This is a genomic window from Azorhizobium doebereinerae UFLA1-100 (assembly GCF_000473085.1).
Classification (GTDB): domain Bacteria; phylum Pseudomonadota; class Alphaproteobacteria; order Rhizobiales; family Xanthobacteraceae; genus Azorhizobium; species Azorhizobium doebereinerae.
The window spans coordinates 1-21,339 of sequence record NZ_AXBA01000010.1; the positions used below are offsets into that span (position 1 = coordinate 1).

General features: G+C 70.6%; 22 protein-coding genes. 14 read left to right on the forward strand and 8 right to left on the reverse strand.

What is annotated here, in order from left to right; all coding sequences use genetic code 11:
* A partial coding sequence (locus YU1_RS0108205) for an AAA family ATPase (protein ID WP_029003657.1) occupies window positions 1–491 on the reverse strand: 491 nt, incomplete at its 3' end.
* Window positions 492–968: 477 nt separating this feature from the next.
* Here YU1_RS0108205 and YU1_RS0108210 point away from each other — a divergent pair.
* From YU1_RS0108210 to YU1_RS0108235, 6 genes are all read left to right on the forward strand, one after another.
* Window positions 969–1,412, forward strand: a complete 444-nt coding sequence (locus YU1_RS0108210) for a SufE family protein (RefSeq protein ID WP_245263264.1) — start codon at window positions 969–971, stop codon at window positions 1,410–1,412.
* Between the two features lie 185 nt (window positions 1,413–1,597).
* Entirely contained in the window at window positions 1,598–1,795 is a 198-nt protein-coding gene (locus YU1_RS0108215) for a 4Fe-4S binding protein (protein WP_029003659.1), read from the forward strand.
* 110 nt (window positions 1,796–1,905) lie between these two features.
* Window positions 1,906–3,387 (forward strand): Fe-S cluster assembly protein SufB, encoded by a 1,482-nt coding sequence (gene sufB / locus YU1_RS0108220; RefSeq protein ID WP_029003660.1) that lies wholly within the window; start codon window positions 1,906–1,908, stop codon window positions 3,385–3,387.
* Between the two features lie 36 nt (window positions 3,388–3,423).
* The gene (gene sufC, locus YU1_RS0108225; RefSeq protein WP_029003661.1) at window positions 3,424–4,182 is read left to right on the forward strand and encodes a Fe-S cluster assembly ATPase SufC; all 759 of its coding nucleotides are present in this window, start codon (window positions 3,424–3,426) and stop codon (window positions 4,180–4,182) included.
* Window positions 4,182–5,516 (forward strand): Fe-S cluster assembly protein SufD, encoded by a 1,335-nt coding sequence (gene sufD, locus YU1_RS0108230; protein WP_029003662.1) that lies wholly within the window; start codon window positions 4,182–4,184, stop codon window positions 5,514–5,516. Before sufC ends, sufD begins: the two co-directional genes overlap by 1 nt.
* Window positions 5,513–6,778 (forward strand): cysteine desulfurase, encoded by a 1,266-nt coding sequence (locus YU1_RS0108235; protein WP_029003663.1) that lies wholly within the window; start codon window positions 5,513–5,515, stop codon window positions 6,776–6,778. Before sufD ends, YU1_RS0108235 begins: the two co-directional genes overlap by 4 nt.
* Window positions 6,779–6,991: 213 nt before the next feature.
* On the opposite strand, the gene YU1_RS0108240 is transcribed toward YU1_RS0108235, so the two are convergent.
* The 6 genes from YU1_RS0108240 to YU1_RS0108265 form a co-directional block, all read right to left on the reverse strand.
* Complete coding sequence (locus tag YU1_RS0108240) at window positions 6,992–7,402, reverse strand: PIN-like domain-containing protein (protein WP_035714568.1); 411 nt, start codon at window positions 7,400–7,402, stop codon at window positions 6,992–6,994.
* A 5-nt stretch (window positions 7,403–7,407) separates the two neighbouring features.
* Complete coding sequence (locus YU1_RS0108245; protein WP_029003665.1) at window positions 7,408–8,100, reverse strand: hypothetical protein; 693 nt, start codon at window positions 8,098–8,100, stop codon at window positions 7,408–7,410.
* Window positions 8,101–8,182: 82 nt separating this feature from the next.
* A complete protein-coding gene (locus YU1_RS0108250) occupies window positions 8,183–8,971 on the reverse strand; it encodes a 4Fe4S-binding leucine-rich repeat protein (RefSeq protein ID WP_051356636.1) in 789 nt (262 codons plus the stop codon).
* A gap of 124 nt (window positions 8,972–9,095) precedes the next feature.
* On the reverse strand, window positions 9,096–10,835 hold the full coding sequence (gene nifA, locus YU1_RS0108255; protein ID WP_051356668.1) for a nif-specific transcriptional activator NifA: 1,740 nt from the start codon (window positions 10,833–10,835) through the stop codon (window positions 9,096–9,098).
* 283 nt (window positions 10,836–11,118) lie between these two features.
* Window positions 11,119–11,664, reverse strand: coding sequence for an alkylhydroperoxidase, AhpD family (ahpD, locus tag YU1_RS0108260; protein ID WP_029003668.1), 546 nt, complete (start codon window positions 11,662–11,664; stop codon window positions 11,119–11,121).
* Window positions 11,664–12,218: a peroxiredoxin gene (locus tag YU1_RS0108265; RefSeq protein ID WP_029003669.1), complete on the reverse strand. Its 555-nt coding sequence runs from the start codon at window positions 12,216–12,218 to the stop codon at window positions 11,664–11,666. Before YU1_RS0108265 ends, ahpD begins: the two co-directional genes overlap by 1 nt.
* 516 nt (window positions 12,219–12,734) lie before the next feature.
* Here YU1_RS0108265 and YU1_RS28540 point away from each other — a divergent pair.
* A complete protein-coding gene (locus YU1_RS28540; protein ID WP_035714514.1) occupies window positions 12,735–13,592 on the forward strand; it encodes a hypothetical protein in 858 nt (285 codons plus the stop codon).
* Window positions 13,593–13,832: 240 nt separating this feature from the next.
* Window positions 13,833–14,672 (forward strand): ModD protein, encoded by an 840-nt coding sequence (gene modD / locus YU1_RS0108275; RefSeq protein ID WP_156922007.1) that lies wholly within the window; start codon window positions 13,833–13,835, stop codon window positions 14,670–14,672.
* A 209-nt stretch (window positions 14,673–14,881) separates the two neighbouring features.
* Here modD and YU1_RS0108280 read toward each other — a convergent pair whose 3' ends face one another.
* Window positions 14,882–15,088, reverse strand: a complete 207-nt coding sequence (locus YU1_RS0108280; RefSeq protein WP_029003671.1) for a TOBE domain-containing protein — start codon at window positions 15,086–15,088, stop codon at window positions 14,882–14,884.
* Between the two features lie 314 nt (window positions 15,089–15,402).
* On the opposite strand from YU1_RS0108280, the gene nifV reads away from it, so the two are divergent.
* The 6 genes from nifV to YU1_RS28560 all read left to right on the forward strand — a co-directional run bounded on the left by nifV (window position 15,403) and on the right by YU1_RS28560 (window position 21,334).
* A complete protein-coding gene (nifV, locus tag YU1_RS28545; protein WP_051356637.1) occupies window positions 15,403–16,614 on the forward strand; it encodes a homocitrate synthase in 1,212 nt (403 codons plus the stop codon).
* Window positions 16,615–16,616: 2 nt separating this feature from the next.
* A complete protein-coding gene (gene cysE, locus YU1_RS28550) occupies window positions 16,617–17,453 on the forward strand; it encodes a serine O-acetyltransferase (protein ID WP_084539761.1) in 837 nt (278 codons plus the stop codon).
* 167 nt (window positions 17,454–17,620) lie between these two features.
* Window positions 17,621–18,139: a MarR family winged helix-turn-helix transcriptional regulator gene (locus YU1_RS28555; RefSeq protein WP_051356638.1), complete on the forward strand. Its 519-nt coding sequence runs from the start codon at window positions 17,621–17,623 to the stop codon at window positions 18,137–18,139.
* On the forward strand, window positions 18,136–20,217 hold the full coding sequence (locus tag YU1_RS0108300; protein WP_035714518.1) for an FUSC family protein: 2,082 nt from the start codon (window positions 18,136–18,138) through the stop codon (window positions 20,215–20,217). Before YU1_RS28555 ends, YU1_RS0108300 begins: the two co-directional genes overlap by 4 nt.
* The gene (locus YU1_RS0108305; RefSeq protein WP_035714520.1) at window positions 20,217–20,426 is read left to right on the forward strand and encodes a DUF1656 domain-containing protein; all 210 of its coding nucleotides are present in this window, start codon (window positions 20,217–20,219) and stop codon (window positions 20,424–20,426) included. Before YU1_RS0108300 ends, YU1_RS0108305 begins: the two co-directional genes overlap by 1 nt.
* Window positions 20,423–21,334, forward strand: a complete 912-nt coding sequence (locus tag YU1_RS28560; protein ID WP_051356639.1) for an efflux RND transporter periplasmic adaptor subunit — start codon at window positions 20,423–20,425, stop codon at window positions 21,332–21,334. The genes YU1_RS0108305 and YU1_RS28560 overlap by 4 nt, the downstream gene beginning before the upstream one ends.
* Window positions 21,335–21,339: the final 5 nt, after the last annotated feature.

A 21,339-nucleotide genomic window follows, 5' to 3' on the forward strand; every position in this document is an offset into this window, starting at 1 on the left:
TTGTTGGCCGCGTACATGGCCATCATCTCGCCGGACATGACGATGTAGATCTCCTGCGCCTTGTTCTCGCGGATGGGCATGGCGAAGCCGCCGCAGACCACGTCGCCGAGCACGTCGTAGGAGACGTAGTCGATGTCCTCATAGGCGCCGTTCTCCTCCAGGAAGTTGATGGAGGTGATGACGCCGCGGCCGGCGCAGCCGACGCCGGGCTCAGGCCCGCCGGACTCGACGCAGCGGATGTCGCGGTAGCCGACCTTCATCACCTCTTCCAGCTCCAGGTCCTCGACGCTGCCGGCGGCGGCGGCGAGCGAGAGGATGGTGTCCTGCGCCTTGGCGTGGAGGATGAGGCGGGTGGAGTCGGCCTTGGGATCGCAGCCGACGATGAGGATGCGGTGCCCCATCTCGGCCAGCGCCGCCAGGGTGTTCTGGGAGGTCGTCGACTTGCCGATGCCTCCCTTGCCGTAAAACGCGATCTGTCTCAGTGACGACATGACTGGGATCTCCTTCGAACCTTGGTTCGTACCCATGGCAGCGTGACGGTCGGGCGGGACCTGCGCCGTCGGAACGTGTGAGGCCCGCGCCCGACGGGGCTGGGCCGAACCCTTCGGCGGCGGGGTTTTTGAACCTGGGCTCCGGCAGGTCGGAAAGTGCGGAGCCAGCAACCCGTCGCCATCCACGGAGGAGTTCTGCAACTGCTGTGCCAGCGGTGCGACGTTCGAAAAATGCGATAAAATTCAATATGTTATAAAATCGAACGGTTCCAAGGCGCACGTGTTTCAAACCCGACATCGCTGGTGGGCACGCGACCATGGCGGTGGGAAACGGCACACGGGCCGGGCGCCGTCCGGCGGGCGTGTCGCGGGCGTGTCGGGCGGCGCGGTACGCCCCTTGCTTGGCCCTCCGGCGACGACCGGCCCCGTCCGTACGCACGATGCGCGCGGCGGGGCGCGTTCAAGAGGTGCCGCCCGATGGACATGCTGGACCTGACCTTGCTCCCCACCCTCGACGACATCGTCGAGAACTTCGCCTTGCTGGACGATTGGGACGACCGCTACCGCTATGTGATCGAGCTCGGCCGCGCCCTGCCGGAACTGGCGGAGGCCGAGCGCAGCGCCGCCAACAAGGTGCCCGGCTGCGTCAGCCAGGTGTGGCTCGCCACCACGGTCGCGCCGGGGCCGGTGCTGCGTTTCCGCGGTGACAGCGACGCGCAGATCGTGCGCGGGCTGGTGGCGATCCTGCTGTCCATGTTCTCCGGCCGGCCGGCGCGCGACATCCTCGCCGCCGACCCGGTGGCGGTGTTCGAGCAGCTCGGCCTGAAGGCGCATCTGACCCCGCAGCGCTCCAACGGCTTCCGCTCCATGGTCACGCGCATCCGTGCCGACGCCCAGGCCGCGCTCGCCGACCCGATCTGAGGCGGCGCGGGCCGACACGCGCCATGTCGCAGTCGCGACACGCTGTCGGGGGCGCGACAGGGCGGGGGCTTGTTGGGAACTGGAAAAACTCCAGCAAATACAGATGAAACCCCTTTGGCACGGGGCTTGCGATGCTGGGGTGGCGGGACGACGAGCGAGCTCCCGCGCCCTCAGGAGTCACGTTGATGGCCTACAAGATCATCGCTTCCCAATGCACGGTGTGTGGCGCCTGCGAATTCGAGTGCCCCAACGCCGCCATCCGGCTGAAGAACGACATCTACATTATCGACCCCAAGAAGTGCACCGAGTGCGAGGGGGCGTTCGACGCTCCGCAGTGCGACGCGGTGTGCCCGGTGCCCAAGACCTGCGTTCCCGCGGGCTGAGGCCGCGCCCGGCGTGGCGCGGCGCCCCCCGCGCCGTCCCGCCGGCCCTCTCCTGACCGCGGCCGCGCGCCGGCCGCGGGTCCCACCGACAGTCGCGAAAGGAGCCGCGCATGGCCGCCGTTCAGGAGACGATCGAGCAGGTTCGCCGGATCGACGTCGAGCAGTACAAGTACGGGTTCGTCACCGACGTGGAATCCGACAAGGCGCCCAAGGGCCTGTCGGAGGACATCGTGCGCTTCATCTCGCAGAAGAAGAACGAGCCCGAATGGATGCTGGAATGGCGCCTGGAGGCCTATCGCCGCTGGCTGACCATGCGCGAGCCGGACTGGGCGCGGGTCAACTATCCCAAGATCGACTATCAGGACCTGTATTATTACGCCGCGCCGAAGAAGAAGAAGGAGCTGGCCTCGCTGGACGAGGTCGATCCGGAGATCCTGAAGACCTATGAGAAGCTCGGCATCCCCTTGCGCGAGCAGGAGCTTCTGGCCGGCGTGGTGCGCCCGGAAGGCGAGCGCAGGATCGCGGTGGACGCGGTGTTCGACAGCGTCTCGGTGGCCACCACCTTCCAGAAGGAGCTGAAGGACGCCGGCGTCATCTTCATGCCCATCTCCGAGGCGCTGCGGGAATATCCCGAGCTGGTGCGCAAGTATCTCGGCTCCGTGGTGCCGGCGAGCGACAATTATTTCGCGACGCTGAATTCCGCCGTCTTCTCCGACGGCTCCTTCGTCTATGTGCCGGAGGGGGTGCGCTGCCCGATGGAGCTTTCCACCTACTTCCGCATCAACGAGAAGAACACCGGCCAATTCGAGCGCACGCTCATCATCGCCGACAAGGGCGCCTATGTGAGCTATCTGGAAGGCTGCACCGCCCCGCAGCGCGACGAGAACCAGCTGCATGCGGCCGTGGTCGAGCTGGTGGCCATGGACGATGCGGAGATCAAATATTCCACCGTCCAGAACTGGTACCCCGGCAATGCCGAGGGGGTGGGCGGCATCTACAATTTCGTCACCAAGCGCGGCGACTGCCGGGGCGACAATTCCAAGATCTCCTGGACCCAGGTGGAGACCGGCTCGGCCATCACCTGGAAATATCCCAGCTGCATCCTGCGCGGCGACAATTCCAGCGGCGAGTTCTACTCCATCGCCATTTCCAACGGCCACCAGCAGGTGGACTCCGGCACCAAGATGATCCATCTCGGCAAGAATACGTCGAGCCGGATCGTCTCCAAGGGCATCTCCGCCGGGCGCTCGCAGAACACCTACCGCGGCCTCGTCTCCGCCCATCGCAAGGCCAAGGGCGCGCGCAACTTCACCGCCTGCGACAGCCTGCTGATCGGCGACCAGTGCGGCGCGCACACCGTGCCCTACATGGAGGCGAAGAACCCCACCGCCGTGTTCGAGCACGAGGCCACCACCTCGAAAATCTCCGAGGACGTGCTGTTCTACTGCGTGCAGCGCGGCCTCTCCCAGGAGGAGGCGGTGGGGCTGGTGGTCAACGGCTTCGTCAAGGACGTGCTGCAGCAGCTTCCCATGGAATTCGCGGTCGAGGCGCAGAAGCTGATCTCGATCTCCCTCGAAGGCAGCGTCGGCTGACCCTTCCGCACAACCCCTCAAGGCGAGGACTTCGTGATGACGGCGCTCCTGGAAATCCGCGACCTGAAGGCCGAGGTGGCCGGCCGGCAGATCCTCAACGGCCTCTCCCTCACCGTGAACAAGGGCGAGATCCACGCCATCATGGGGCCGAACGGGGCGGGCAAGTCCACGCTCTCCTACGTGCTGGCCGGCAAGCCGGGCTATGAGATCACCGGCGGCGAGGTGCTGCTGAATGGCGAGGATTTGTTCGCCATGGCGGCGGACGAGCGCGCCGCCAAGGGCCTGTTCCTGGCCTTCCAATATCCGCTGGAGATCCCCGGCGTCGCCACGCTGACCTTCCTGCGCGCCGCGCTCAACGCCCAGCGCCGCAAGCGCGGCGAGGAGGAATTGTCCTCGCCCGATCTGATGAAGCGGGTGCGCGAACTCTCCAAGAAGCTCGGCATCGACCCGGACATGCTGCGCCGGCCGCTCAATGTCGGCTTCTCCGGCGGCGAGAAGAAGCGCAACGAGACGCTGCAGATGGCCCTCCTTGAGCCGCTGCTCTGCGTGCTGGACGAGACCGATTCCGGCCTCGACATCGACGCGCTCAAGGTGGTGGCCAATGGCGTCAACCAGCTGCGCGCGCCGGAGCGGGGGATGATCGTCATCACCCATTACCAGCGCCTCCTGGACTATATCGTGCCCGACGTGGTGCACGTGCTGGCCGCCGGCCGCATCGTGGAGACCGGCGGCAAGGATCTCGCCCTCCAGCTCGAAGCCACCGGCTACGCGCAGTACCAGGGCGAGGCGGCGTGATGAACGCTCCCGTCGCCGCCCTCAAGACCGAGGCCGAGCAGGGCCTCGCCACCGCCTTCGCCGCCGCCGCGCCGGGCCTGCCCGGCGGGGCCGCCGTCGCCGCCGCCCGCGCCGCGGCGTTCGATGCGTTCGCCCAGGCCGGGCTGCCGCACCGCCGGCTGGAGGCGTGGAAATATACCGATTTGCGCCGCCTGATGCGCGACGCCAAGCCGCTGGCGCCGCCGCCGGAGGCCGCCGCCAAGGCCGAGGCGGCGACCGCCGGCGCGGTGATCGCCGGCCTCGGCTTCCGCCGCCTGGTGGTGGTGGATGGCGTGTTCGCGCCGGACCTGTCGGATCTCGCCGATCTGGAGCCCGGCCTCGCCATCGCGTCGCTGGCCGATCAGCTCGCGGCCGATGCCCCCTTGCTGCCGGCGGCGTTCGCCGACGTGCTGCCGGCGGCCGAGCCGGCGGTGACGCTGAACGGCGCGCTGGTGCGCGGCGGCGTGGTCCTCACCGTCGCGCCCGGCGCCGTGGTGGCCCGCCCGCTGCATCTCGCCTTCATCACCACCGGCACCGCGCCGGTGGCGGTCTACAGCCGCTCGCTGCTCACCCTGGGCGCCGGCGCGAAGCTGAGCCTCATCGAGACCCATGAGGGGCCGGAGGGCGTTGACTATCAGGTCAGCGCCGTGCTGGGCCTCGATGTGGGCGACGGGGCGAGCCTCGACCATGTGAAGATCACGCGCGAGGGCTCCGCCGCCCTGCATGTGGCGAGCCTGATCGCCAGCGTCGGCGCCGCCGCCACGCTCACCACCTGCGGCTTCACCCTGGGCGGCGCCGTGGTGCGCAACCAGGCGTTCGTGCGGCTGAAGGGGGCGGGCACCAATGCCACGCTTTCCGGCGTCAGCCTGCTGGCCGGTCGGCAGCATGCGGATGCCACCTTGATGCTCACCCACGCCGCCCCCGGCAGCACCAGCCGGGAGGTGTTCAAGGCGGTGGTGGACGGCGCCGCCCGCGCCGCCTTCCAGGGCAAGATCGCGGTGGAGCAGGCGGCGCAGCAGACCGACGCCCGCATGATGGCCCGCGCGCTGCTGCTGTCGGAGGAGGCCGAGGCCTATTCCAAGCCGGAGCTGGAGATCTTCGCCGACGACGTGCAGTGCGGCCACGGCGCCACCACCGGCACGCTGGACGACCAGCTGAAGTTCTACCTCATGGCGCGGGGCATCCCGGCCAAGGAAGCGGAGGCGCTGCTGATCCAGGCCTTCGTCGGCGAGGTGATCGACGGCATCGCGCAGGAGGGCCTGCGCGAGGCGCTCACCGCCGCCACCGTGGCCTGGCTAGAGGCGCGCGACGCATGAACGCCCATCCCGGCATCCTTAGTCATCCGGCACTCACCGCCGAGGGCTACGACGTGGCGCGCGTGCGCGCGGATTTCCCCATCCTATCCATGTCGGTCTACGGCAAGCCGCTGGTCTATCTGGATAATGCCGCCTCGGCGCAGAAGCCGCGGGCGGTGCTGGACCGGCTCACCCAGGCCTATACGTCGGAGTATTCCAACGTTCATCGCGGCCTGCATTATCTCGCCAATGCGGCGACCGAGGGCTATGAGGGCGCGCGCGAGAAGGTGCGCGCCTTCCTGAACGCGGAGCGCACCGAGGAGATCATCTTCACCAAGGGCGCTACCGAGGCCATCAATCTGGTGGCCCAGACCTTCGGCCGCACGCAGATCGGCGCGGGCGACGAGATCGTGCTCTCGATCATGGAGCACCACGCCAACATCGTGCCCTGGCACTTCCTGCGCGAGCGGCAGGGCGCGGTGCTGAAATGGGCGCCGGTGGACGACGCGGGCAACTTCCTCATCGCGGAATTCGAGAAGCTGCTGACGCCGCGCACCAAGCTGGTCGCCATCACCCAGATGTCCAACGTGCTGGGCACGGTGGTGCCGGTGAAGGAGGTGGTGCGCATCGCCCACGCCCGCGGCATCCCGGTGCTGGTGGACGGCTCGCAGGCCAGCGTCCACATGGACGTGGACGTGCGCGACATCGACTGCGACTTCTACGTCATCACCGGCCACAAGCTCTATGGGCCCACCGGCATCGGCGCGCTCTACGGCAAGCATGACCTGCTGGCTCAGATGCCGCCGTTCAACGGCGGTGGCGAGATGATCCGCGAGGTGTCGCGCGACGCGGTCACCTATGGCGCGCCGCCGCACCGCTTCGAGGCCGGCACGCCGCCCATCGTCCAGGCCATCGGCCTCGGCGCGGCGCTGGACTATATCTCCTCGCTCGGCAAGGCGCGCATCCGGGCGCACGAGAGCGCGCTGCTGCGCTATGCGGAGGATCGCCTGCGCGAGATCAACGCCATCCGCGTCTACGGCACGGCGGCGGACAAGGGCGCGCTGATCTCCTTCGCGCTGGAGAATGCGCACGCCCATGATGTCGCCACCGTGATCGACCGCTCCGGCGTCGCCGTGCGGGCGGGCACCCATTGCGCCATGCCGCTCTTGGAGCGGTTCGGCGTGTCGTCCACCTGCCGCGCCTCGTTCGCCCTCTACAACACGACGGAGGACGTGGACGCCCTCGCCGGCGCCCTGGAGAAGGCGCGCGCATTCTTCGCCTGAGCCCGGCGCCCGCCGCCGCGGCCTGTTCAGGGGGCCGCGCGGCGGGGGCGGGCCGGCGAAGCGTCAGGTGAAACCGGGCTTGCGCCGGCTGGGCTTCGACCTGGCGGCAGAGCCCGCCGGCACGGCCCGGTTTCACCGTGGCGCTTTTGGGCAATTGCACCGGGCCGAGGGGACGCGGGCCTGGGGCCGTCTTGCGCCCGAGGCGCCCACGCTTCACAGCGGAAGCTGGCGCAGCCGGGTCATCTTGCCGATGGGAATTTCGTGCATGGAGGGCGGCGCGATGAGCTTCGTCACCTGTTCGATCTCGGGCCACTTCCACACCAGCGTGGCCGCCACCTGGTGCAGCGGGGTCTTCTGGTAGGCCGCTGCGAGGACGAAGCCGTGCAGGCCGGCGGAGCGCAAGGCGGCCCGCTCGGCCGGGTTCTTGAGCACCTGCGCGTCGCCGGTGATGAATATCCAGGATGCCGATGCATGGCGCAGGTGCTCGATCCACTGGACGTCGGTGGCGCTGCGCCCGTTCGCCAGTCCCTGGACATCCTTGATGTGGAAGGCCCTGTGGCCGTCGAAGGAAATGAAACCATCCAGTGTCGACGCCAGCACCGGAGCGGTGCAGTTGTCGAGCATGACGTTCACGCGGCGGATCTCGCTTCCAGCGCGTCTTCGAATTCCATGGCGCGCCTGATCGAGGGCGGGGGGACGTCAAAGGCACGGGCCGCCCGGGCGACGCCTTCGGCGCGTCCCGCAGCGGCGAGGACGCTGGTGGGCACGCTGGAGACGGCATCGATGGGCTGGCCGAAGGCGCGGGCGGGATCGACGAGGATCTGCCCCTTCCTGCCACGCGGCCACCAGATCAGCGGACTGCCCTGGTCGTCGAACTCCACGTGCTTGAAGGAGGGTTCGATTACCTCGGCGAAGGCGTATTGCTTCTGAAACGTATTCAGCAGCCGTTCCCGCTCGTCCCCATCCTCGGCGCTCTCGATCACGCGGAGAAAGATGTCCTTGCCGTCGGTCCGGAAACGATTCGTGGAAAGCGGGTGGTCCTTGCCATAGACCTCGCGGGCCAGCGTGATGGCGGCGCGCACACGTTGCGGCGAGACGCCATGGCTGATGAAGGCGGCGGCCACCCGCGCTTCCATCAGGTCCCGGAATCCGAGGTAGGTGTGGCCATCCTCCAGATCCACCTGCGATTTCCAGAGCGGGGCATAACGGCGCCCGTTGGCCGTATGGCCGCGCAGCCAGCGGCTCACCGTCGCAGCCGGCAGCTCCAGCAGCCGTCCGGCCTCCGCCGGCGTATATAGGCCAATGCCGATCAACGCGTTCATTTCCCCTCCGGATGGCTGGTATTGGGCCGTCGATGCAAGGGGGATGTCAATATCGCCACCGTCTCGCCCCCACCCGTCCCGCTCACCCCGCCTCGCTCATCAGCCGCTTCAGCGCCAGTTCGCGGATCTCGGAGACCTCGTCGTCGGCGAAGGTGGGGAGGTGGCGGCCGGGGATGCGCTCGGCCACCGCGAAGCGCACCCGCATGTCCGGGTCGCGCATCAGCACGGTGAGGCGCTCGGGCGCCAGGCGCTCGGCCACCGCCAGGCGCACCAGCGGGTCGGGGTCGCCGGCCATGGTCACAAGGTTGGCGAGCGGGATGCGGCCAGCCACCGCCCGGCGCACCTCCGCCTCGTCGTCATAGAGCGCCATCACCAGCGTGCCCGGCGGGGCGCGCCGCGCCGCCACCAGGCGCACCGCATAGTCCGGGTCGCCCAGCATGGCGACGAGGTCGCTGCCCTCCAGCCGGTAGGTCACCGCCATGCGCACCCGCGGGTCGGGGTCCTTGCGCATGTCGCGCATCCGGGCCAGCGGCAGGCGGTAGGCCACCATGATGCGCACGTCCGGCTCCGGGTCCTCGCGCAGCGGGGCGAGCAGGAACAGGCTGGCGTGCTTGGCCGCCAGCAGGCGCACCTCGAAATAGGGGTGGTTCAGGTAGCGTGTGGCCAGTTCCGGATTGCGGGCGAAGAAGCCGTCGATGCGCTTGCCGCGCCGGTCGGCGACGCAGATCTTGCCGAGGTCGCAGCGGCCGATCTCATGCATGTCCTCGTGCGGGCAGTCCTGGCAGCGGACCGGGCGGCCCTGCCAGTCCAGCGCCTCGGCCGGCTCGGCGCCGGCGCGTCCGGGCGGCGGCGTGTCGGTGTTCCCGCTCATGCCCGCTCATCTCCCACGCCGGCCCTCCCGGCCCGCCGGCGCCGCGCCGTCCACTGCGCCGTCCGCTGCTCGGTGCGGCGCGGTGCCGGTGGGACAAGGGCGGCCGCGCCGCCGGGCGCGGGCATCAGAAGCGCTTGATGTCGATGCCGTGCTTGCGCAGGGCATAGCCGATCTGGCGCGGGCTGAGGTTCAGCAGCCGCGCCGCCTTGGCCTGCACCCAGCCGGAGCGCTCCATGGCCTGGAGCAGCTGCTCCTTCTCGCTCTGGCGCGGCGGCACGGCGGGGCAGGCCTCGGTGCCGGGACAGGTGACCGGCAGCGCGTCCGCCACCGCAAGCGCCGGGCCGGCGGCGGCCAGGGGCGCGGGGGAGAGCGGCACCGGCGAGAGCGGGGTCAGCGCTGTCGGCGCCGCCGGCGGCACCGGCAGCGTGGGCCGGGGCGCCGAGCCCTTCCACAGCATGGCCGAGAGGCACTGGCCGCTGTCGCAGGCGAAATCGTGCGGGGTGATGACATGGTCGTGCGCCAGAGTGGCGGTGCGGCGCACGCAATTCTCCAGCTCGCGCACATTGCCGGGGAAATAGCAGCGGCGCAGCACGTCGATGGCCGGCGCCGACAGCATCATGTCCAGCTTGTTCTCCTTGTTGAAGCGGTCGAGGAAATTCTTCGCCAGCTTCGGGATGTCGCCCGGCCGCTCGCGCAGCGGCGGCAGGATCAGCGGCACCACGTGGATGCGGTAGTAGAGGTCGGCGCGGAACTCGCCCTTGGAGACCGCCTCCTCCAGATTCTTGTTGGTGGCGCAGACGAGGCGCACGTCCACCTTCAGCGTGCGGTTGCCGCCGACCCGCTCGAACTCGCCTTCCTGGAGCACGCGCAGCAGCTTGGCCTGGAAGGAGGGGGAAATCTCGCCGATCTCGTCGAGGAACAGCGTGCCGCCGTGGGCCAGCTCGAAGCGGCCCTGGCGCATGCTGAGCGCGCCGGTGAAGGCGCCCTTCTCATGGCCGAACAGCTCGGATTCCAGCACCGCCTCGGGCAAAGCGGCGCAGTTCACCTTGACGAAGGGCTTTGATTTGCGCGGGGAGAGCTCGTGGATGGCGCGGGCGAACAATTCCTTGCCGGTGCCGCTCTCGCCGCGCAGCAGCACGGTGGAGTTGGAGCGCGCCACCACCTGGGCGGTGGCGATGAGGCGCTTCACCAGCGGGCTGTCGCCGACGATGCCCATGGACGGGCCGGCGGCGGCGCCGGTGTCGGCGGGGTCCTTGTCCGGGCCGGTCTTCTCCTCCTTCAGCGCCTTCTCCAGGCGGTGGGTCTGGGCGATCAGCCGGTCGCGGTCGCTGGCCACCAGTTTGTGCAGGCGCACGGTCTGGCCGACGAGGTTGGCGACCATGGAGAGGAAGCGCACGTCCTCGTCGAAGCGGAAGCGGGCGGTGCCGTCCCAGACGCGGTCGATGGAGAGCGTGCCCATCACCTGCGTCTCCGCCTTGATCGGCACGCCGATGAAGGAGACGGTGGCGTTGTCAGGCGAGCCGAACAGGTCCTCATGCCCCTCGAACAGGGGATCGGCGGACATGTCCTGCACCACCAGCGGCGTCTGGGTGGCGACGATCTGGTCGATGGCCTTCTGCGGCACCCGGGCACGGATCTGCCCGGCCATCTCCGGCGTCCAGCCGGTGGTGGCCACCATGTCCGGATCGCCCTCGCCGTCGAGGATGCAGATCATGCCGTGCCGCATCTGCAGCATGGAGGACAGGATGTTCACCACATTGGCGAGGGTGACTTCGAGGCGGCGGGGGGCGGTGAGGATCTTGGAGATCTCATAGACCCCGATCAGCGCCACCTCCGGCGAGGTGCCGCGCGACATGGCCGGCATGATGTCGTCCTGGCGCGCGGCGGCGCTCCTGTCCGTCACGGGCGCGCGTGTCGGGTCCCCGGCAAGGTTCGACGATGCCCGAGGGACACGCACCTGGAATGCGTCGGTCATAGGCGTGCTCCCAGCCGCAAGGCGGCGTGCGAGGGATCAGCCTCCGGTCGGTGTTCCCCTGTGCGGCCTCTGAGGGCGGGCCGCTGATGTATCGATGAATGAACTATGGAACCCGCGGAAGCGCGTGTCAGCTTTGATCTGGATCAATTCAAAATGAGGATTGCCGCCGCGGTCATTCCGCAGCGGCCGGATAAGCCTCGCCCGCCGCCTCAAGGGCCACGGCGGTGGAGGCGACGACGGCGGCGATGCGCACCGCCGTCTGGATCTGCGGCTCGGTGATGCCGGCCTCGCGCAGCACCGCCTCGTGGGCGTCGATGCAGCGGCCGCAGCCGTTCATGGCGGAAACCGCCAGCGACCACAGCTCGAAATCGGCCTTCTCCACCCCCGGATTGCCGATCACGCTCATGCGCAGCTTGGCCGGCAAGGTCTCGTAGGCCTTGTTGGAGGCCAGATGGGTGAAGCGGTAATAGACATTGTTCATGGCCATGATGGAGGCCGCCGCCTTGGCCGCGTCCAGCGCGGCGGGCGAGAGGTGCGGCGCCGCCTCGGCCTCCAGCGCCTGGGCCACGGCGGGATTGCGCGTGGTCAGGCCGCAGGCCACCAGCAGCCCGTAGAGCTGCTGGGGCGTCAGGCTGTCCTCGCGGGTGAGCGAGGACAGGTTCAGCTTCACGTCCTTGGCGAAGGCGGGAAGCTGGGCCTTGAGCGTCTCGATGCTCATCAGGCCACCTTCAGCACGTCGCCGCCGACCTCGCGGTTGCAGGGGCACAATTCGTCGGTCTGGAGCGCGTCCAGCACCCGCAGCGTGTCCTTCGGATTGCGGCCGACGTTGAGGTTGGTGGCATAGACGTGCTGGATCACGTTCTCAGGGTCGACCACGAAGGTGTAGCGATAGGCCACCCCGTCGGCCGAGCGCACGCCCAGCCCGTCCACCAGCGAGCCGTTGGTGTCGGCGAACGACCAGATCGGCAGGCGGTTGAGGTCCTTGTGGTCGCGCCGCCAGGCCAGCTTGACGAACTCATTGTCGGTGGAACCGCCGAGCACCACCGCGTCGCGGTCGGCGAAATCGCCGGACAGGCGGGCGAATTCGGCGATCTCGGTCGGGCAGACGAAGGTGAAGTCCTTCGGGTAGAAGAAGATGATCTTCCACTTGCCGGGGAAGCTTGCGTCCGTGAGCGTCTCGAAGGCGGAGGTGCCGTTCTCTTCATGAAAATTGAAGCCCGGCTTCACGCCGGTGATGGAAAAGGCCGGAAGAGTGCTGCCAATGCCGAGCATGTCTGTCTCCAAAGGTCGCGCCATTGGGGGGAGGGCGCCACGCGCGGGCGCCGAGGGCCTGGGCCAGGCGCCGCCATGGACCGTTCCAAGCAATCGACGTGCCAGCCATGCTGCTGTGCAAAATGCTTCTGATTCCAATCAGCAGCTTTGCGACAAGGCCTGAATGTCGGCTTCCCGACACGACGCGCCGCAACGGCGGTGTCGGGCCGTGTCGGAAAGCCACCGCGCCGCCAAGCGGCGGGCGGCGGCGGGGTTGAGAAAGCGTGAAGATTGCGGCCGGCGCCGCCCCGCCGCGCCGCCGCCGGCCGGCCGGGGCGGGGGCAGCGCTTGGCACGAATGTCGCTAGAGGGGCTGCGTCCCGCCCGGGGCCACCCTCGGGAGCCGGGCGGGGCATGCGCCGTCTGGCCTTTCGGGGCCAGGCGCCGGCGCCGCGCGGCCTGCCCGCGCCGCCGGTGCCCGGTGGGGGGCGGCGGAACGGGGCGGAGCAGAGCGGAGCCCTTTGGGGCCGGAGACACGATGCGCAGCGAAAGCGAATTCATCCCGTCGAGACGCGCCCCGGTGGCGGTGGTCCTCGGCACCAACGACGTGGCCTCCGCCGTCGCCCACCGCCTGTTCCATGCCGGCTACGGCGTCGTGCTCTCGCGCGATCCCACCCAGCCGGTGCTGCGGCGCAGCCTGTCGTTCGACGATGCGCTGGTCACCGGCTTCTCCGAGGTGATGGGCCTGTCCGCCCGCCCCGCCCATGCTTTGGTGGAGGTGCTGCGCGGCTTCACCGAGCGCGGCGGCGTCATGGTCACGGCCATGGAGCTGGGCGACCTGCTGTGCCTCGGCCTCATCGACCTGCTGGTGGACGCGCGCCTGCGCATGCGCGGGCTGAAGGTGGACATCCGCCCGTTCGCCCGCCTCACCATCGGCCTCGGGCCGGGCTTCACCGCCGGCCGCCATGTGGACGTGGCGGTGGAGACCGCGCCGGAGGCCATCGGCGTGCTGCGCGACGGCTCCACGCTGCCCGCCCACGGCCGCTCCACGCCGCTGGCCGGGGCGGGGCGCGAGCGCTTCGCCCGCGCCCCCTGCGCCGGGCTGTGGACCTCGTCCGCGGCGATCGGCGACCGGGTGACGCGGGACGAGGTGATCGGCCTGTGCGACGATCAGCCGGTGGCGGCGCCGCTCACCGGGCACCTGCGCGGCCTGGTGCGCGGCGGCGTGGACGTGCCGGCCGAGCTGAAGCTGGCGGAGGTGGATCCCCGCCTCGGCGCCGAGCCGAGCTGGCTCAACCCGGGCGAGCGCGCCCTGCGCATCGCCGACGCCACGCTCGACGCGGTGCGCACCATGGAGGCGATCGGCGCCGGCACGGCGGCGGGCATGGCGCACTGAAGGCGGCGGGCGCGGGCCGGCCCGCGCGCCCCATCCGGCCTGTCCGGCTCGCAGCCGCGGCTTCGGCTGCGGACCGGGGCGTCCGGCGGAGACCCTCTTGTTGAAATCCGGCTCAGCGCGGGCTGGCCGCCGGCCGCGCCGCGCTCTAAGCTCGGCCCGGACGGGCGGGCCGTCGCGCGGCGGGGCGGTCCCGGCGCGATCCCGCCCGCGCGCGATGGGGCGCGAGCGAGCGGAGCCGAGATGATGCGGGAGTGGTCGCCGGAGCGGATCGAGGCCCTGTTGGCGGAGGATGTGCCGCACGGCGACCTCACCACCCATCTGCTCGGCATCGGCGCCCAGCCCGGGCGGATGCGCTTCCAGATGCGCCGGCCGGGCGTGGTGTGCGGCATCGAGGCGGCGGCGCAACTGGTGCGCGCCGCCGGCGGCGTGGCGCAGGTGCGGGCGGCGACCGGCACGCGGGTGGATGCGGGCGACCTGCTGCTGGAGGCCTCCGGCCCGGCGGGGGCGCTGCATCAGGCCTGGAAGGTGGCGCAGACGCTGGTGGAATATCTCTCCGGCATCGCCACCGCCACGGCGGCCATCGTCGATGCCGCCCGCGCGGTGGCCCCGGACGTGGCGGTGGTGACGACGCGCAAGACCTTCCCCGGCAACAAGGCGGCGATGATCGCGGCGATCCGCGCCGGCGGGGCGGAGCCGCACCGGCTCGGCCTGTCGGAGACGCTGCTGGTGTTTCCCGAGCATCGCGCCTTCCTGGCCGACCCGGCCGCCGCCATCGCCCGGCTGCGCCGCCTGGCGCCGGAGAAGCGGGTGGTGGTGGAGGTGGACACGGTGGAGGGCGCCCGCGCCATCCTGCCTGCCGGGCCGGACATCCTGCAATGCGAGAAGATGACGCCCGCCGACATCGCCGCCGTGGTGGCGGCGGTGGCCGAGGCGGGCAGCCCCGCGCTGGTGGCGGCGGCGGGTGGGGTGAATGCCGGCAACGCGGCGGACTATGCCCGCGCCGGCGCCCACATCCTGGTCTCCTCCGCCCCCTACTGGGCGGCGCCGGCGGACGTGAAGGTGACGCTGGAGCCGGCCTGAGCGACGGCTTCTCCGGCGCGAGGAGCGGCGGTGTTGCGGTTGTTCGGTGGGCTGGGCAAAGGGCGTGCCGGCCCTGCATGCGCGCGGCTGCTCCCTCCCCCGCAAGCGGGAGAGGGCTCTTCCGGTGCATGGGGCGGCGGGCGGTGAGCGGTCACTCAGTGGCGCGGCTCACCCGGCCGAAATCACCCGGCCGGGATCACCCGTCGCGGTCACTTGCCGACGATGATGCTCGACGACTTGATGAGCGCCACCACTTCGTCGCCCACCTTGATGTCCAGTTCCTTCACCGCGTCCTCGGTGATGTGCGACACGAGCACGTTGCCGCCGCCGATGTCGATGGCCACCTTGCCGGAGATGGGGCCGTGATCGACGGAAATCACCTTGCCCTTGATCTGGTTGCGCGCGCTGATCTTCATCGGATCCATCCTTGTCCTGTGCCGCCGGTGCTGTGCCCGGAGGTATATAGCTTTAAAGGGGCCGCCCGATGCCGCGCAAGCCGGGTTTCTACGGAGGCACGCCGGCGCGGCGCGGCGGCGCGCCGACAGGCCCGGACAGGGCCATGCGACACGGCTGTCGCGAACGCGCCGAAAGCCGGACACCGCCCGTCGCGCCACCCCCGCACCCCGGTAGGCCGTAGCCGGAAAACCATTATCTTCCAGAACTTTGTCGCGATGGCACGCGGGTTGCTTCGGGCAGGGTACCTGTCACGCGTCATCGGCGGAAGGGACCCATGCTCGCAAAGACGCCCGTATCCTCCCCCTTCGAGCCCGCCCCGGCGGCGCGCACCGCCTTCCTGAACGACACCACGCTCCGCGATGGCGAGCAGGCGCCGGGCGTCGCCTTCACCCGCAAGGAGAAGATCGAGATCGCCGAGGCGCTGGCCGCCGCCGGCGTGCCGGAGATCGAGGCCGGCACCCCGGCCATGGGCGACGAGGAGATCGAGACCATCCGCTCCATCGTCTCGCTCAACCTGCCGACCCGGGTGATGGCCTGGTGCCGCATGAGCGAGGCCGACGTGATGGCCGCCGTGGCGGCGGGGGTCGGCATCGTCAATGTCTCCATCCCCACCTCCGACAAGCAGCTCGCCGGCAAGCTGGGCAAGGACCGCGCCTGGGCGCTGGCCAATGTGAGCCATGTGGTGGGCTTCGCCCGCAAGCTGGGCTTCCAGGTGGCGGTGGGCGGGGAGGATGCCTCCCGCGCCGATCCGGATTTCCTCTGCCGCCTCGCCGAGACCGCCAAGGCGGCGGGCGCCTTCCGCCTGCGCCTCGCCGACACCCTGGGCGTGCTGGAGCCGTTCGGCACCTATGCGCTGGTGCGCCGGGTGGCGGCGGCCACCGACCTGGAGCTGGAGTTCCACGCCCATGACGACCTCGGCCTTGCCACCGCCAACACGCTGGCGGCGGTGATGGGCGGGGCGCGCCATGCCAGCGTCACGGTGGCCGGCATCGGCGAGCGGGCCGGCAATGCGGCGCTGGAGGAAGTGGCCATCGCCCTGAAGCAGACCGCGCGGGCGCACACCGGCATCGATGCCGCCGCCCTCGGCCCGCTGGCCGAGCTGGTCTCCGCCGCCGCCGCCCGGCCGCTGCCGCGCGGCAAGGCCATCGTCGGCGCCGACGTCTTCACCCATGAATCCGGCATCCATGTCTCCGGCCTGCTGAAGGATCGGGCCACCTACGAGGCGCTGAACCCGGAGCTGTTCGGGCGCGGCCACCGCGTGGTGCTGGGCAAGCATTCCGGCCTTGCCGCCATCGAGAAGGCGCTGGCCGACCAGGGCATCACGGTGGACGCGGCGCGCGGCCGGCAGATCCTCGACCGGGTGAGGGCCTTCGCCCAGCGCACCAAGGCCAATGTCTCGCCCGAGATGCTGCTGCGCTTCTACCAGGACAGCTTCACCGACGCGGCCCTGCGCCTGCGCCGCGCGGCGATGGAGAGCGCGTCGTGATCATGGGCGCCCGCCGCCAGCCGGGGCATGCCGCGCCCGCCCTGCCGCCGGACGCCGCGCCGGCGCCGCCTGTCCTCGCGAGGTCCATCGCCGTGCCCGCCGCGCCCCCCGGCCTGTGGCGCCAGATCCGCGAGGACGTCGCCTGCGTGACGTCGCGCGATCCCGCCGCGCGCGCCACTGTTGAGATCGTGCTCACTTATCCCGGCGTGCACGCGGTGATCTGGCACCGCATCGCCCACCGGCTGTGGCGCGGGCGGGGCAAGTTCGCCGCCCGCTTCATCTCCTGGTTCGCCCGACTGCTGACCAATGTGGACATCCACCCCGGCGCCCGCATCGGCCGGCGCTTCTTCATCGATCACGGCGCCGGCGTCGTCATCGGCGAGACGGCGGAGGTGGGGGACGACGTGACGCTTTATCACGGCGTCACCCTGGGCGGCACCTCCTGGACCCCGGGCAAGCGCCACCCCACGCTCCAGGACGGGGTGCTGGTGGGGGCGGGAGCCAAGATCCTCGGGCCGATCACGGTCGGCCCCGGGGCGCGGGTGGGGGCCAATTCGGTAGTCATCGAGGACGTGCCGCCGGGCATGACCGTGGTCGGCATCCCCGGCCGGGTGGTCAAGGCGGTGGCCGACCGCCGCCGCCTCGGCGACGGCCGCATCGACCTGGAGCACCATCTGATGCCCGACCCGGTGGGGGAGGCGGTGTCGGCGCTGCTGGACCGCATCGAGTTCCTGGAGGCGCGCCTCGCCCATCACCAGGAATATGGCCACCTGCCGCCGGTGCCCTCCGACTGCCCGACCCCGCGCGTGGTGCGGCGGGAGGATGCGGCCGGGGTGTGAGCGGGCGCGCGGGGGCCGCGCCGCGGCCGGCCCCGTGTCGCAAGACAGGGTGTTTCGAGTGGTGAAGTCCGCGTCGAAACGCGCGCCATGCGCGGCGGGCGCCGAGCCATGCGCGGAGCGCGGCGCAGGATGCTTGCAAGTTAATAATTAGGCTCCTAATTAAATGCATGACTTACGAAACCACAGCTTCCGCCTCGCCCGGCGCATCGGCCTTCGGCCAATTGGTGATGCAGGTGAACCGCCTGTGGCGGCGGGAGCTTGACCATGCGCTGGCCGTGCACGGCCTGTCCCAGGCCACCGCCTTGCCGCTGCTCATGCTGTCGCGGCGCGATTGCCAGCGGCAGGGCACACTCGCCGAAGAGCTGGGCATCGAGGGCCCGTCCTTGGTCCGCCTCATCGACATGCTGGCCGCCGAACATCTGGTGGAGCGCCGCGAGGACCCCGCCGACCGGCGCGCCAAGACGCTGCACGTCACCCCCGCCGGGCGCCGCAAGGCGGCGGAAATCGAGACGATCGTCCAAGGGGTTAGGTCGCGCCTGCTCGGCGACGTGGCGGCCGCCGACCTCGCCGTGGCGCTGGAGGTGCTGCGCACCGTGGAGGCCCGCCTGCACCGCGAGGCCGAGGCCCGCAGACCCGGCGCCGAGCGGGGAGCCCCCGGCGCCGAGCGGGGAGGGCAGGCGGCATGATCCGGTCCCTGCTCACCCTGCGCCCGGGCTTCGGTGACCTGTTCTTCTCGCTGAAGACCTTCGCCGCCGCCATGCTGGCGCTGTTCATCGCGCTCTATTTCGGGCTGGAGAAGCCCTATTGGGCCATGGGCACGGTCTATATCGTCTCCCAGCCGCTGTCCGGCGCGCTCACCTCCAAGTCGGTCTACCGGGTCATCGGCACCGGGCTCGGCGCGGTCATGGCGGTGGTCAGCGTGCCCGCCCTCGCCACCGCGCCGGAGCTGCTGAGCCTGGCCCTGGCGCTGTGGGTGGGCGGCTGCCTCGCGGTCTCGCTGCTGGACCGCACCCCGCGCTCCTACCTCACCATGCTGGCCGGCTATACGGCTGCGATCATTGGGTTTTCCTCCGTCAGCGACCCGTCCGCCGTGTTCGAGACGGCGGTCGCGCGGGTGGAGGAGATCGTGCTCGCCATCACCTGCGCCGGCCTCGTCGGCCATCTGGTCTGGCCGCGCCACGTGGGCCCGGTGATCGCCGCCCGGGTGGACGGCTGGCTGAAGGATGCGGGCGCCCTGGCGGTGGAGGCCCTGTCCGGCGCCGGCGGCGCCGAGGCTCGCCGCCGCCGGGCGCGGCTCGCCTTCGACGCCACCGAACTGCACGGCCTCGCCGTCCACCTCGCCTACGACCATTCCGACCTGCGCGGCACCACCCGCCAGATGCAGGCCCTGCGCGGCCGCATGCTGCTGCTGCTGCCCCTGCTCGCCACCATCGGCGAGCGCGTCGCCGCGCTCAAGGCGGAGGGGCTGCCGCCCCGGCTGGCCGAGGTCCTCGATCGCCTGAAGGCCTGGACCGCCGCGGGCGAGAGCGCCGATCCGGCGGAGGCGGCGCAGTTGCGGGAACTGCTCGACGGCCTCAAGCCCGCGCTCGGCCCTCAAGCTGGCTGGGATGCCCTCAAGCTCGCCTATCTCATTGAACGGATTAAGCTCTTCATGGAGCTGAAGGACGAGTGCCGGGCCCTGTGGCTGGCGGTGCGCACCGGCCGGGCGGGCATGCCGTCGGGCCTGCGCGCCAGCCGCCGCGTGCCGCCGCCGGCCCCGGTCCACCGCGACGCCCGGCTGGCGATCTGGTCCGGCGCGGCGGCGGCGCTCGCCATCCTCGCCTGCTGCACCTTCTGGATCGCTTCCGCCTGGCCGGAAGGCGCGGGCGCGGCCCAGATGGCGGCGGTCGGCGCCTCCATCATGGCCGGCTTCGACGACCCGGTGCCGATGCTGCTGTCCTTCATCCGCGGCACCCTCATCGCCTTGGTGGTGGTGTGCATCTACCAGTTCGCGCTGCTGCCGGGCATCGACGGCTTCCCCATGCTGGCCGTGACCCTGGCCCTCTACATGGTGCCGGCGGGCATGCTGCTGAGCATGCCCGGCTGGGGCGGCACCGGCATGGCGCTGGTGGTCAATTTCGCCGTGCTGAGCGGTATCCAGGAGCGCTTCTCGGCGGATTTCGCCACCTTCCTGAACGGCAATCTGGCGGCGGTGGCCGGCATGGGATTCAGCGCCATCGTCATCGCCCTGGTGCGCTCCATGACGGTGGAGCGGGCCATGGGCCGCCTCCTGGCGGCCAATGCGGCGGACCTTGCCGCCATCGCCTCCGGCCCCACCGAGGCGCGGGCCGAGCCGCTGGCCGGGCGTATGCTCGACCGGCTGGGCCTGCTGGTGCCGCGCCTCGCCAAGGCGGGGGAGGGCGCGCCGGCCACCGGCCATGCCCTGCGCGAGGTGATCGCCGCCATCAATGTGGCCGACCTGAAGCGCGCCCGCATGGTGCTGCCGGCACCCGCCCGCGCCGCCATCGAGGCCCTGCTGCCGCAGGTGGTGGCCCGCGCCGTCGCCGTCTCCGGCGATGTGGCGGCGGGGGCCTATGAGCACGCCATGGCGGACCTGCGCGAGCCGCTGGACGCGGCGCTGGAGGCGGTGCTCGCCGCACCCGCCGGCCACCGCCGCACCGACGCGGCCGTGGCGCTGACCGCCCTGCGCTGCGCGCTCATGCCCGCCGCCCCGGCTTTCGCGGCGCAGGCGCCGCAGCCTTTGATCTGGAAGGAGGCGGTGTGATGGGCGAGATCGATCTCTACGGGGTCTTCGTGCCCACCCTGCTGCCGCTGGCCATCGCCGCCTATGCGGTGATGGCCCTGCTGCGCCCGCTGCTGCTGCGGGCCGGCCTCTATCGCATCGTCTGGCATCGCGCCTTCTTCGACGTCTGCCTCTATGTCCTTGTCCTGGGCGGCCTCGTCGCCCTGTCCACCCAATGGTCGCTGTCATGAAATCCTATCTCGCCACCGCCGGGCGCATCGGCGTGACCCTCTGTGCCCTGGTCCTGGCCGTGCTCGTGGGCGGGCACCTGTGGCGCTATTACATGGAGGAGCCCTGGACCCGCGACGGCCGCGTGCGCGCCGCCGTGGTCGAGGTGGCCCCCGATGTCTCCGGCCTCGTCTCCGAGGTGGACCTGCCGGACAACGCCACGGTCCACAAGGGCGACCTGCTGTTCCGCATCGACCCCCGGCGCTTCGAGATCGCGCTCGCCCAGGCCGAGGCGAGCCTCGCCAGCAAGCAGGCGGCGCTCGATCAGGCCGTGCGGGAATCCAAGCGCTACAGCCAGCTCAACGACAGCGCCGTGACGCAGCAGAAGCGCGAGCAGGTGGAGACCGAGCTGGCCCAGGACCGTGCCGCCCTCGCCTCGGCCCAGAGCGACCGCGACCTCGCGGCGCTGAACCTGGAGCGCTCCAGCGTGCGCGCGCCGGTGGACGGCAAGATCACCAATTTCGACCTGCGCCCCGGCAATTACGTCACCGCCGGCAAGGCGGTGGCGGCGCTGGTGGATGCCCATTCCTTCTATGTGGCCGGCTATTTCGAGGAGACCAAGCTGCCGCGCATCCATGTGGGCGACCCGGTGCTCATCCACCTCATGGGCGGCACGGTGCCGCTGCATGGCCATGTGGAGAGCATCGCCGCCGGCATCGAGGACCGCGAGCGCAGCGACGGCACCAGCCTGCTGGCCAACGTGACCCCCACCTTCAGCTGGGTGCGCCTCGCCCAGAGGGTGCCCGTGCGCATCGCCATCGATCCCGCGACCGCCAATCTGGTGGCCGGCCGCACCGCCACCGTGGAGGTGCTGCCCGGCGCCGGCCAGCCGGTGGCGGCCGGGGAGGCGACGCCCGCGCCGCAGCCGTGAGCGGA